Source organism: Maritimimonas sp. 2210JD6-3, assembly GCF_056591795.1.
On record NZ_JBWQOJ010000042.1, the window covers coordinates 14,312 to 27,591 of the forward strand.

General features: G+C 31.3%; 10 protein-coding genes. 6 read left to right on the forward strand and 4 right to left on the reverse strand.

Annotated elements, in window-relative coordinates:
• Nucleotides 1-84 precede the first annotated feature (84 nt).
• The 3 genes from AC1EUY_RS14000 to AC1EUY_RS14010 all read right to left on the reverse strand — a co-directional run bounded on the left by AC1EUY_RS14000 (nt 85) and on the right by AC1EUY_RS14010 (nt 4,783).
• Entirely contained in the window at nt 85-3,468 is a 3,384-nt protein-coding gene (locus AC1EUY_RS14000) for a hypothetical protein (RefSeq protein ID WP_480196171.1), read from the reverse strand.
• Nucleotides 3,469-3,543: 75 nt separating this feature from the next.
• On the reverse strand, nt 3,544-4,032 hold the full coding sequence (locus AC1EUY_RS14005) for a methylated-DNA--[protein]-cysteine S-methyltransferase (RefSeq protein WP_480196172.1): 489 nt from the start codon (nt 4,030-4,032) through the stop codon (nt 3,544-3,546).
• Nucleotides 4,016-4,783 carry a TatD family hydrolase gene (locus AC1EUY_RS14010; protein WP_480196173.1) on the reverse strand — a complete coding sequence of 256 codons (768 nt, stop codon included), beginning with the start codon at nt 4,781-4,783 and terminating at the stop codon, nt 4,016-4,018. Before AC1EUY_RS14010 ends, AC1EUY_RS14005 begins: the two co-directional genes overlap by 17 nt.
• Before the next feature lie 71 nt (nt 4,784-4,854).
• Between AC1EUY_RS14010 and arsC the strand changes: the two genes are divergently transcribed.
• Both arsC and AC1EUY_RS14020 read left to right on the forward strand, forming a co-directional pair.
• Nucleotides 4,855-5,196: an arsenate reductase (glutaredoxin) gene (gene arsC, locus AC1EUY_RS14015; RefSeq protein WP_480196180.1), complete on the forward strand. Its 342-nt coding sequence runs from the start codon at nt 4,855-4,857 to the stop codon at nt 5,194-5,196.
• Nucleotides 5,197-5,285: 89 nt separating this feature from the next.
• Nucleotides 5,286-7,664, forward strand: coding sequence for a TonB-dependent receptor (locus AC1EUY_RS14020; RefSeq protein WP_480196174.1), 2,379 nt, complete (start codon nt 5,286-5,288; stop codon nt 7,662-7,664).
• 60 nt (nt 7,665-7,724) lie between these two features.
• Here the strand turns inward: AC1EUY_RS14020 and AC1EUY_RS14025 are convergent, their stop codons facing one another.
• Nucleotides 7,725-7,886 carry a hypothetical protein gene (locus tag AC1EUY_RS14025; protein ID WP_480196175.1) on the reverse strand — a complete coding sequence of 54 codons (162 nt, stop codon included), beginning with the start codon at nt 7,884-7,886 and terminating at the stop codon, nt 7,725-7,727.
• 161 nt (nt 7,887-8,047) lie between these two features.
• Between AC1EUY_RS14025 and AC1EUY_RS14030 the strand changes: the two genes are divergently transcribed.
• From AC1EUY_RS14030 to AC1EUY_RS14045, 4 genes are all read left to right on the forward strand, one after another.
• Nucleotides 8,048-10,480, forward strand: a complete 2,433-nt coding sequence (locus AC1EUY_RS14030; protein ID WP_480196176.1) for a TonB-dependent receptor — start codon at nt 8,048-8,050, stop codon at nt 10,478-10,480.
• An 82-nt stretch (nt 10,481-10,562) separates the two neighbouring features.
• Entirely contained in the window at nt 10,563-11,183 is a 621-nt protein-coding gene (locus AC1EUY_RS14035) for a YqaA family protein (RefSeq protein WP_480196177.1), read from the forward strand.
• 62 nt (nt 11,184-11,245) lie between these two features.
• Nucleotides 11,246-12,643, forward strand: a complete 1,398-nt coding sequence (gene fumC, locus AC1EUY_RS14040; RefSeq protein ID WP_480196178.1) for a class II fumarate hydratase — start codon at nt 11,246-11,248, stop codon at nt 12,641-12,643.
• 23 nt (nt 12,644-12,666) lie between these two features.
• Nucleotides 12,667-13,269 carry a hypothetical protein gene (locus AC1EUY_RS14045; RefSeq protein WP_480196179.1) on the forward strand — a complete coding sequence of 201 codons (603 nt, stop codon included), beginning with the start codon at nt 12,667-12,669 and terminating at the stop codon, nt 13,267-13,269.
• Nucleotides 13,270-13,280: the final 11 nt, after the last annotated feature.

Below are 13,280 nucleotides of genomic sequence, written 5' to 3' on the forward strand. Positions count from 1 at the left end.
GCGTTAATTCTATTTTAGCATCAAAAAAGATACTAAACAAAAGATACCAATATATAAAAAGGGTTGCTTCTAACTGTAAAGAGATCAAAATGATGCACGCAACTGTATAGTACCTGTATGTATTGCTTTTGAAGTTGGCGATTTTCTGCCTAAATAATTTAAATTAATGTCTAAATAGGAAGTGATTTTTTTTTGTAAATTTAAATTCCAAGTATAATTTGTGCCAGACTGCAAACCTTCTAACATTTGAAAAGCAACAGGCGAATTCTGATCACCCGTAAAATCATTAAAGAATACATTTGCACTTGCGTTTAGCAAATATTTCTGTTTGTTTGAAAATAGCATATTCATACCTAAATTATTCATTTTAAGCACTTCTGCATTTCCTAACTGATTTTGTTTGTCTTTATAGGTATAAAAAGCATCAAATCGAGTGTTTCTATTAACTATATACGACAACTTAGGAGTAATCGTATAATTTTTAAGCATATAATTTCTATTTGCAAAATTATCTGAGTTACTTTCATTTTCTGTACGTATTCCTTTAAGATCAAACAACCAAAACTTTCCTAATCTGTGTACAAATTGTAATTGATGCGATTTTAGTTTGTTTTCTTGCGTAGCAAAAGTAAAAACTGTTTTATTTCTTGTATCTAAAAACGTATAGGTCGTACTATAGTTTTGTTTTCCACGATTAAAATATAGATTATTTTTAAGGTTTAACGTTAAAGCAAGTGCATCATTTATATCAAAAGGATTCAGATCAAAATTAGTGCCCAATCGCTGTTTTTTACTATCAATTAGCACAAAAGTTTGATTGACGAAATGTGAAATAATCTTTTTAAATCCGCTTTTTGCTCTCCAAATAGAAGGGTTTAGCACTAATGATTGACTAAATTTATTTTGATGTGTTTTGATAAAATTAGTAGTAGGTAACGCTACACGTACATAAATAGCTTCATCTGGAAACTGAGCAATCTCAAATTCATCCAATTCTTGAATTCCATTATCATTATAGTCGATCCATCTATAAAATCCTCTACCTGGCTCTACTTGCACATAATTAAATTCTTGTTGTGGCAAACTACCTGAGCTGGTTTCGAAAACTGTATTAAAATTTATTGCATTTTTTAATAAGCTTTGTCGAAATAATAATCTTGAATTTAAAGCTTCTTCATCTTCAGTTAGTTTATTATTGATAGTTCTATAGCTTAAAAACAAACTTAAGTCAGTATTCTCTGATTGTAGTAATTTAGATCGCACAAAGTAGGTGTTCGTATTATTAATGCGTTGCCAAGTATTTACTCTAACACTATCGGTAGTACGATAATTATAACCAACTTCTACATAAACTCTGGTTGTATCGCCAATTCCAGCGAAAGCTTCATATTCAATAAATTTGTGGTTTATCGGAGATAAAATATTTGTTACTTTTTCTCTTCTATCATTATCTTCTGTGTTGAATTTAACACCTATCCATTTATTATTAAATTTTTGTCTGATGTCTGAATAAAATCTTAAAAAATTGGTTTCAGTAGTTTCATTGTTGTTTTTTAAAAAGCTTCCCTTTAGATTAATGTTGGTAGCATCAAAATTAAGGTCGGTGAGCAGATTATGCTTTGTTCCTTTAAAGTTCTCACTAAAGTTGAGATTTTCTAAGGCGTACGAAATAACTCCTTTTTTTTGATGTCTATATACTAACGAAGTTTTTAAATATTTTTGAGTACCTAAAGGATTTATGAGATCCCAATCACGATTAAATTCTATATTTCTATAACGTTCAATCGTTCTAAAATCTTGATCTATAAATTCTATAGTAGCAGTTCCCGAAAGTTTCCAAGGCCTATCAATTAACAGTTGATTTAAACTCAATTTACCAGCAACACCACCATTATCACTATCATCTATTGTAGAAAATAGATTCTCATCTTTGGTACTATACGCCACTTCTGTGGCAATTTGTGTTTTTTTTGAAGGAGCATATGCTACATTTACTGATGCCATTTGTAGCTTATCGGGAGCAACTAATTGTATTACGGGTTCATAATCACCTTGTAATACTCCATTAATTGGGGCTACGTATTCATAAATTCTTCCCGCAGCAATGGTGTTTTGAATTCGATAATTACCTTGGTTAGTGCCAATAAAACTAAAACGGACATTAAAAAGACCATCATCTTCATCTGTTGAAAAAACAAACACTTCTTCATTATTTACCAGCTCTTTTTTATACTGAATAGCATTTTCAGAAAATGATTGTACAAATGCTGATGGTACTACCATTTGAGATCGATCATCACCTGCTTGAGCCAAAATAGTGCGTTGTGAATCGGTAAGATCTTGTTGGGTTGTCTGATTTTTTGCATCATTCTCATTATAAAAATTGACACCTATAGAGAGTTTATTAGAATTATAGTTGACACCATTATACGTTACAAAGCGCGTATAATTTCTATCAGCAAACTGATATTCTATGATAATACGCATATTTGCATTTACAGGAAACGTAGGATTAAAAGTTATTTCTGCAGTATTATAATTAATAATGTAATCGTAATTCTCTCCTCTTCGTAGAGGGATTCCATTTACATAAACTGTTTCACTACCAGATATCAATAACAAAATCTGCTCAGCAGTACCTGTTATTCTATAAGGCCCTTGATTTGCTTCTTGAGCAGTAATTGTATTGCTCGCAAATTGTCCGCGCACAATAGCACCCGAAGCAAAAGCAGATGTCTTACCTTGTTTATGATTAATAGTTGCGTCTATAGCAACCCCAGCAACCTTTTTATTAAATCGTAGAAACTGACTCTCTGTATTTTGTAAATTCACATCTCCAGCTTTGACAGACCATTGCTCTCCTAATAATTCTATAAAAACACGATCAAATTCATTTAATCGTTGCGTATATCCTCCTTCTTGTAAAGGAATATTAGTGTCTGTAATAGAGGCTCTCAATCGCACTTTATCAGACAAATTACCAGAAATTTGAAGATCTAAATTAGAGTTCAACACAGCATCTTGATTGTTTCCGAGGGTGAATCCTCTTGATAAACTTCCACTCGTATTTAATCCGTCAAAGGGTTTGAAAAAACTATTTTTCTTTTGTGGAACAGCACTGTATAGTTTGGAATCTTCAGTTCTTTTGGGGACAATTATTTTCTCATCAAAAACTTTATACGTTTTCGTTAAAAAATTTGGTAATACCTTGTACTCAATTTTTATAAAAGGATACTTTTTACTATCTATTATAAGCAAAGCTTTAGAAAAATCTATCTCATAAGTTGTACTATCAAGCTTTTTATTATTGAAAAACACCTTAAAATCGACTGGATTAATACTTACAGAATCTATATAAATGCTATCAGATTTTACCTCTAAAGTCTTGATGGTAAGGCTTCTGTTTTTTACTTGTGCAAAAGAAGAAAATGTAAGTAAGAAAAGAAAAAAACAAACAATATTCTTCATCAAATACAAAGGCATTTCGATTGTAAAAATAGCTTAAAATTTAAGTGTAGTTTTCTAAATCAAATAATAATGAAGTTAGAATAACGATTGTTGCATCGGAGGATTTTCATGCTCTAAAAGCCAACGTTTACGCCAGAGCCCACCTGCATATCCAGTAAGTGAACCGTCACTACCTATAATTCTATGGCAAGGAATAACAATCCATATTGGATTCTTAGCATTGGCAGATGCTACGGCTCTAATAGCCTTAACATCTCCTACTTTTTTTGCTTGTTCTAAATAAGAGCGTTTTTCACCATAAGGTATTTGCAACAACTCAGTCCATACATTTTTTTGAAAATCAGTTCCTTGCGGATTCAATTTTAGACTAAATGTTTTACGTTCTCCTTTAAAATATTCGTCTAATTGTTGTACACATTCTTGTAAGGGTTCTGGTATCACTTCGGTGGTTTCTTGCTCTCCATCAACTACCGAGATAGCGGAAATCCCTTCTTCATCACCAACGATTCTTGCAATACCAATAGGTGTTTTGTAATATGTTACTTTTTCAAATTCGAAAAACATCTTTAGAATTTTGTGTGGTGATCTCTGCAATCTCTTGAGGAGTCAAGTTATAAATATCTACTAATTTATCCAAAATATGCATCAAGTAACTACTTTCATTTCTTTTTCCTCTAAAGGGTTTCGGAGCTAAATAAGGAGCATCAGTCTCTAATACAATATTTTCTAAAGGAATTTCATGTAAGAACTTATCGATTCCTCCATTTTTAAAAGTAACTACACCCCCAATTCCTAATTTCATATTATACGATAAGGCTTGATGTGCCTGCGAAAGACTTCCTGTAAAACAGTGAAATATTCCTCTGAGCTTGTCATCTTTTTCACTCTCTAAAACTTCAAATATTTCGTCAAAAGATTCACGGCAGTGAATTACTATGGGTAATTCTTTTTCTTTTGCCCATTGAATTTGAGTTTTAAAAGCCTCTTGTTGCTCTTTTAAAAAAGTTTTATCCCAATATAAATCAATACCTATTTCGCCTACAGCATAAAAATTTCTTTTATCAAGCCACTCTTTTACCAACATTAGTTCTTCTTTATAATTTTCTTTAACTGACGTTGGATGTAGCCCCATCATTAAAAAAATATATTCAGAAAACTCATTCTCTAAATTAAACATCGCTTCAGTATATGACGAATCTATAGCTGGTATAAAAAAACGTGAAATACCTTCTTTTAAAGCTCGTTGAATCATTTCATTTCTGTCTTCATCGAACTGTTCAGAATACAAATGTGTATGCGTATCAGTAATAATCATAATAACAAGCAAAGATACTCTTTATCTACTATTATTAAAGACAGTATATTTGCGATTCTAAAAACTGAAGGATCATGAAAATTTATCATAATAATAGATGTCGAAAAAGTAGAGAAGGCTTGGCAATTCTAGAAGCTTCTGGTCAAGATTTTGAAGTTATAAACTACTTAGAGCATCCACCAACGGTAGAAGAATTAACTAAAATTATTGTATTACTAGATATTAAACCTATTGAGCTTGTTAGAAAGAGCGAAAAAATTTGGAAAGATAACTATAAAGAAAAGGAATTAAGTGATCAAGAGATTATAAAAGCAATGAGTGAAAACCCTAAATTAATTGAGCGACCTATTGTTATAAAAGATACAAAAGCAGTTATTGGGAGACCTTCAGAAAACATTAAAAGCCTTCTTTAAACTAGCGGTTTATGGGTAGATAATTACCTATAAACCACTATTTCATACTAATAATATAAATGATACTTTTACCTTTCTAAGTTTACTTAATGAAAAAAATACACATTCTTTTCATTTTTATTGTTATACCTATTATTCTCGGTTTCTCACAATCAGAGACCAATCCTATTATTTTAAATGGTAAAGTAATAGATAAAGAAACAAGGCAAGCTTTAGAATATGCGACTATCGCTATTTATAACAATAATGATTCTATTGTTAGCGGTGCTTCTACTGATGTAAAAGGATTATTTTCTGTTAAACTTAACCCAGGTAAATATATTGTAAAAGTTAGTTTTTTATCATTTAAAGAACTGTTATACCCACTTACCAATTATAATAAAAATACAAACATGGGTGTAATTAAACTGGTGCCCGATAATACATTGGATGAAGTAAAGGTTACAGCAGAAAAGCAACTTATGGAAGTTAAATTCAACAAGAGAATTTATAATGCTTCTTCTGATATTTTGAATAGAGGTGGTAATGCTATAGATGTACTCAATAACACCCCTTCAGTACGCGTTAATGAAGATGGAGCTATCGTTATTAGAGGAGTTACAACAAATACCATTCTAATCGATGGAAAACCTCAATTTGGTCTTAATGCCAATACCGATATATTAAAATCGATACCCTCGAATAGCATTGACAAAGTCGAAATTATCACAAGATCCGCTAAGTATAGTTCTGCTGGTGGAGGAGCTATTCTAAATATTATCACAAAAAAACGATTGGGTAAAGGTTTCAATGGTTCAATAGAAGTTCACACGGGCATTCCTGATAATCATGGCTTCTCAACATTTTTAAATGAAGATTCAGACAAAGTGAATTTGTATTCAACAATCAGTTTTAACCATTCCGATAATTTAAAAATTACCGACTATAACCAACCTGATGTTGATCTTTTTACTAAAAACAATGAAAATCGTATTCATAACAGAGCTTTATTTAGTATTGGTAGTGATTTTTATCCTGACGAGAAAAATAGTATTAATACATCTTTTTTAGTGAATTTATTGAACAAAAATAACTTCTCGAATATTGATGCTTCTGATTTTGATAGAAATGCCACAGATAAAGAAGATAACTCTAGAATTGAAGGACAGATTGGTTATAAGCGAAAATTCAATAACGAAGGTCATGAGCTTACCACTAATTTTAAATATGAGAACACCGCATCAAAAACCAAAGGGACCATTAACGAATTTCAAAATATAGGGAATACTATTTTTCAAAAAGTTGCTAAGAAGCAAGATTTAAATCATTTAGATGCTCAAATTGATTATGCCTTACCGACTAGTAAAGAGGGTGTGCTACAGATTGGATATAAGGGTACACTGCGCTTTTACGAAAATCAATTTTTAGTTGAAGCATTTGACGATAATACTGGAGATTTTCAAACGATTAATGATTTAGATAATAGTATTGATTATAATGAATTTGTTCATGGGTTTTACGGACAATACGACCAAACTTTCAAAAAGCTGACTTTGAGTTTAGGTTTACGAACAGAAATTACAGATATAAAAATAGAAAATACTCAGAATAACACATCAATAGTAAAAGATTATACTGATATTTTTCCCTCCTTAAATTTAGGTTATGAAATAAGTGAAAAATCATATCTGTCTTTAAACTATTCGAGGTCTATAGAACGCCCAGGGATTCCTCAAATAAGTCCTTTTATCAGTTTTAGTGATGAGCGTTTTCAAAGTGTTGGTAATCTAGATTTAAATCCATATTACAACAACTACTTCGAATTACTTTTTGATACCAGTTTTAAAAAACTTTCATTGGCCTCATCTATATTTTTTAATTTAAATAAAGATTCTTTTCTAACCATATTTGAAGATTCTGGACAACAAACAGATAATGGAGATGTAATCTTTATACGATCAATCATAAATAGTGGTAATCAGAATCTTTTTGGTTTTGATGTAGATCTTACTTATAAACCAACCAAATGGCTAAGGTTAAGAGCTTATGCAAGCCCTTACAGAAAGGAAATTATCAATACAATAGATGAAGAATATAATGTAACTAATAATGTTGTCTATGCTTCTGGTAATACTATTGTATCATTAGACAATGGTCTCAGATTTAATTTAGGATATACGTATCAATCTAAGCTAAAATTAAATGGCTTAAGAGAACAAAAACCATTACACTGGTTAAATCTTGCCATTAGTAAAGATTTTTTTAACAAAAACGCGACCCTTACATTAAAAGCTAATGACTTATTTGCTACTAAAAGAGGAAAACTGATTTCTTTTGAAGAAAATATCAAGACCATAAGGAATGTCTTTTATGAAAACTCATTTAACCTAGCGTTTACCTATAGGTTTAATCAAAAAAGAAAAAGTGCTAAAGATAAAAGTGACGATCTTAAAAAAGACGACTTAGAAGATAAACAAGATAAGTTCTAAAAAGTAAAAAGATGGTTTAAAAACCATCTTTTTTATATTATTTAATCGAAAGAGCAACTTTTATTTGTTCCTCTTGGCTTCTTTTCTAAGTTTAAATTCTTCAAGTAACGAACCTATAATCCAGTAAGGTACTACAAAACCTAACAGAAAGAACATCATCCAAAAACCCATTGTAAAAACTGTTAAGAAAATTAAAAAACCAAAAAATTGTGAAATTTCCATAAATACCTTTTGTTAAAATGCTGGTCAAAAATAGTATTTATTTTTAAATTATTTATGTTCAAATTAAGATTTATTGACATTTCTTTTAACATAAAATTAACTACAGATAGATTAAACCTAAATTACTTTCGCTTGTCAAAATAGCTTAAAAACTAAACTTAATGAAAGACTATAAGATCTTGATAATGACAATTGTGCTATTGAGTTATCAAATCACACTTTCACAGAAACCTCAAAATAGCGTTTCTCTGCAAAAAATTGAACTTACAGGTAAGGTTATTGAAAAAGAAACGAAACAACCTCTTGAATATGCTACTATAGTATTAACACATTCGAGAACGAAAAAAGTTACAGGTGGTATTACCGATTCAAATGGAAATTTTAGTATCGAAACTACGAAAGGAGTTTATAATATTAGTATAGAATTTTTATCACTAAAAACCCATAAAATACAAGATAAAATACTGACTACCAATACCAATTTGGGCACCATAGCTTTAGAACCTGATGCACAGACTTTAGACGAAGTTGAAGTTATTGCCGAAAAAACTACAGTACAAATTAGATTAGATAAAAAGATCTATAATGTTGGTAAAGATCTCACTGTGAAAGGTGGAACCGTTAGTGACGTTTTAGATAATGTTCCCTCGGTTTCAGTAGATGTTGAAGGTAATGTGGCTTTACGCGGAAATGATAATGTTCGAATTTTAATTAATGGAAAACCATCAGGTTTAGTTGGTTTAAGTTCTACTGATGCACTACGCCAGCTACCTGCCGATGCAATTGAAAAAGTAGAAGTAATCACCTCCCCATCAGCACGATATGATGCTGAAGGCACAGCTGGTATTTTGAATATTATTTTAAGAAGAAGTAAACTACAAGGCTTAAATGGTGCCATTACATTAAATGGCGGGTATCCAACTTCAGGTGGAATCTCAGGAAATTTGAACTATAGAACAGGAGATGTAAATTTCTTTACAACATCAGGATATAGATATAGAGAAGTTCCTGGGAATTCTTTTGCTTCTACCACATTCGCAAACAATAATTCATTTATTGAAGAAGATCGAGATTTTGATAGAATTCGTAAAGGTTTGAATACAAATTTAGGTATCGAATGGTACATAAATAAAACATCATCATTAACTGCTTCTGCGTTGTTCAGAGAAAGTGATAATGAAAGTAATACAACCAACAGAATATTTCAAAGAAATGAAAATAATGTAGCAACAACTTCTGTGCGCATCGATCCTGAATTAGAAGATGATAAAACAGTCCAATATTCTTTAAATTATGATAAGAAATTTAAAACTGACGGACATACATTCACCGCAGATTTTCAATATGAACAAAGTGGCGAGGAAGAAAATTCCTTAATTAATCAGGATGATATTGATGTAGAAAAAGTACGAACCGATGAAAACCAAAATCGTATTTTACTACAAACAGATTATGTTCTACCTATTAGCGAGAAAACTCAACTCGAATTTGGTTATCGAGGTAATTTCAATAGATTAGATACCGATTATAGAGTCGATAGTATTATTAACAATCTTCCCGTTTTAAATACTGATCTTTCTAACAGATTGCTTTTTAATGAATATATAAATGCAATTTACTCACAGTATGGAACAAAATTGAATAAAATATCTGTACTACTAGGTTTGCGTCTTGAAACAACTAGAATTACCATAGATCAAATTACTACTAATGATAAACAGGTTAAAGAATATGCTTATTTCTTTCCAACTGTCAATATAGGGTATGAGATTTCTGAAAAAGAAAACATAACATTTGGTTATAATAGAAGAATTCGAAGACCCAGATCAAGATTTATAAATCCGTTTCCGTCAAGATCAAGTGCTACCAACATTTTTCAGGGAAACCCAGATCTTGATCCCTTTTTATCGGATGCGGTTGATTTAGGTTATTTAAACAGAATAGGTAAGTTGACTTTAAACTCTTCTATTTATTATCAATATTCAAAAGATGTCTTTTCATTTGTGGCATTCCCCACAGGAGAAACTGTTGATTTTAATGGACAAGAAGTACCAATAATTAGAAGGTCTCCTTTAAATCTAGATACGAATGAGCGTTATGGTTTCGAATTCACTTTGACCTATAATCCTAGTAGAAAATGGCGCGTGAACGGAAACTTTAACCTTTTTCATTCTATTACAAAAGGACAAAATCCAGTAGGAGAAAGTCTTGATGCTAAAAACACAAGTTGGTTTGCACGTTTGAATAATAAGTTGACACTACCTGCTAAAATTGACTGGCAAACTACAGCAGTGTATAGAGGGCCTAGTGAGACTGCACAAAGTAAAAATAGAGGTATCTTCTCAATGAACATGGCTTTAAGTAAAGATTTATTCAAGGAAAAAGCCTCGTTAGCTATCAATGTTAGTGATTTATTTAATTCGAGAAAACGTATTTCGGATGTTTTTGCGCCTACTTTTACGGGTATAAGTGAATTTCAATGGCGTGAAAGAAGTTTTAATCTATCCTTCACGTATCGTTTTAATCAGAAGAAGAAACGTCAGAGACAAGGTCGTCAAGATTTTGATGGTGATGGTGAAGAATTTGGTAGTTAAATCCTAAAAATAAGTTAATACCTTTTTCGTTATTGTATCTAACTATAATAGTTATTAAATTTGTAAACTGATTTAAGTGCTAATGAAAAAAGGAATTAAAGTTCAAAAAAAATCTAGATTAAGACTACTACATCAGTATTATTCTTATACTGGGTTTTATAGCTTTATAGGTAAGAGCTTAAAAAAAGCAATACTTCCTATTCTTAGTATTATTGTAGCATTGATTTTGTTTAATAAGTACATCTATAATATAAATGATGGATTACAAAAAATCACCGAAATCTATGATACAAATGGCATCTTAGGTATTTTCTTTTTATCAGAATCTTTCTTGGGACTAATCCCACCCGAAATTTTTATTGCATGGTCTAAAAAGACTTCAGATCCTATTTTCTATCTATCTATATTAGCCTTATTGTCATATACAGGCGGTATTATTTCATTTTTTATTGGTAAGGCAGCATTGAAGATTAATTCTGTAAAGAGTTATTTAGAAAACAAAATGTCTAAGCATTTAAAAAACACGAAGAAGTGGGGTGGTTTTTTAATTTTAACAGGTGCCTTATTGCCTATACCCTTTTCCATTACGTGTATTGCTGCGGGTATGATTAATTATCCTTTAAAAGGTGTTATGACTTTTGGTTTATTCCGATTTTTGCGATTTGCTATTTATGCACTTGCAATTTTTCAAATCGTTCAATAAAACCAAGCTTCTTTCACCAGCTATTTTGTAACTTTACAACCTACTAAAATCAATTCATTTAGATGGACTATAGAATAGAAAAAGACACTATGGGTCAGGTAAAAGTACCTGCCGATAAATATTGGGGTGCTCAAACGGAAAGATCACGTAATAATTTTAAAATTGGCCCTCCAGCTTCAATGCCATTAGAAGTTGTGTATGGTTTTGCATACTTAAAAAAAGCAGCAGCTTATACAAATTGTGAACTGGGTGTATTAGCCGAAGAAAAACGTGATTTAATTGCTCAGGTATGTGATGAAATACTAGATGGGAAGCACGATGATCAATTTCCTTTGGTGATCTGGCAAACGGGCTCTGGCACGCAAAGCAATATGAATGTAAATGAAGTGATTGCGAATCGTGCGCATGAAATCGCAGGTAAAAAGATCGGTGATGGCGAAAAAACAATTCAACCAAATGATGATGTGAATAAATCACAATCGTCTAACGATACGTTTCCTACCGGAATGCATATCGCCTGCTATAAGATGATTGTTGAAACAACAATACCCGGTGTAGAAAAACTGAGAGATACTTTAAAGAATAAGTCAGAAGAATTTAAGAATGTAGTTAAGATTGGTCGTACCCATTTAATGGATGCTACACCACTAACTGTAGGTCAAGAATTTTCTGGGTATGTTTCTCAATTAAATCACGGACTAAAAGCCTTAAAAAATACGTTAGCGCATTTATCTGAATTAGCATTAGGAGGTACCGCAGTAGGTACAGGTTTAAACACACCAGAGGGATATGATGTTACCGTTGCAAAATATATTGCTGAATTCACTGGCTTACCATTTATAACTGCTGAAAATAAGTTTGAAGCCTTAGCGGCGCATGACGCTATCGTAGAATCTCATGGTGCTCTAAAACAGCTAGCGGTATCGTTAAATAAAATTGCAAATGATATTCGTATGATGGCATCTGGACCTCGCTCTGGCATTGGTGAATTGATCATTCCAGCCAACGAGCCTGGTTCATCTATTATGCCTGGAAAGGTAAATCCTACGCAAGTTGAAGCTATCACAATGGTTTGTGCGCAGGTCATGGGGAATGATGTAGCGGTAACTGTAGGTGGTACACAAGGGCATTACGAATTAAATGTTTTTAAACCCATGATGGCTGCAAATCTTTTGCAATCGGCGAGATTGATTGGCGATGCTTGTGTATCCTTTAATGATAATTGTGCAATTGGTATTGAACCAAATCATACAAAAATTAAAGAATTATTAAATAATTCTTTAATGTTAGTTACTGCTTTAAATACGAAGATCGGATATTATAAAGCGGCTGAAATTGCCAATACTGCACATAAAAATGGTACGACTTTGCGGGAAGAAGCTATCAATTTAGGATATGTTACCGCTGAAGAATATGATGCCTGGGTGAAACCTGAGGATATGACAGGTAGTCTGAAATAATCTTTTTAATATCTATAATAATAATGAAAAGAATATTTTACATTCTTTTTTTACTTCTATCTTTTAATACATTTTCTCAAACAAAAATAGAAAATGGAAAGATTGAGCTTGGATTTAAAAAAGCAAAAAAGATCTCGAAATTAACTCAAGCTCATACTTTAATTGTTATCAAGTCAAAGGAGATTGAAACAATTATGGTTAAAGTAAACATGTTTAGTTTAACCGATAAAAGAGAAGTTATAGATGTAAATAATTTTTTTTTAGTTGATGAGTTAACTAAAAGTAGAATTAAACTTATTGATGCTTCTAGACAGGAACTGACCGCTTACCAATCTTTTACCAAATTAGTTGATGAAGAAATAAAGTCGGATAGAAAAAGATCTTTCCAATATTCGTATGATCCAACTATTAAAGATAAATTTTATGACTATAAAATGGATGGATATCAAGACATAGTATTTCCAATAAATTTCGGTTCTAAAAGAAGACCTAATCAAAAGGTGATATATTATAAACCCAAAGATTTTAAAAAAAAGAAATTAATTTTGTTTTTCCCTTTTTTTAAAAGCTCTACTAAGGCAACTCTTTATTACGGTAAAAATAAGGTTAAAGAGTTCAACATTTAAATAATATTATT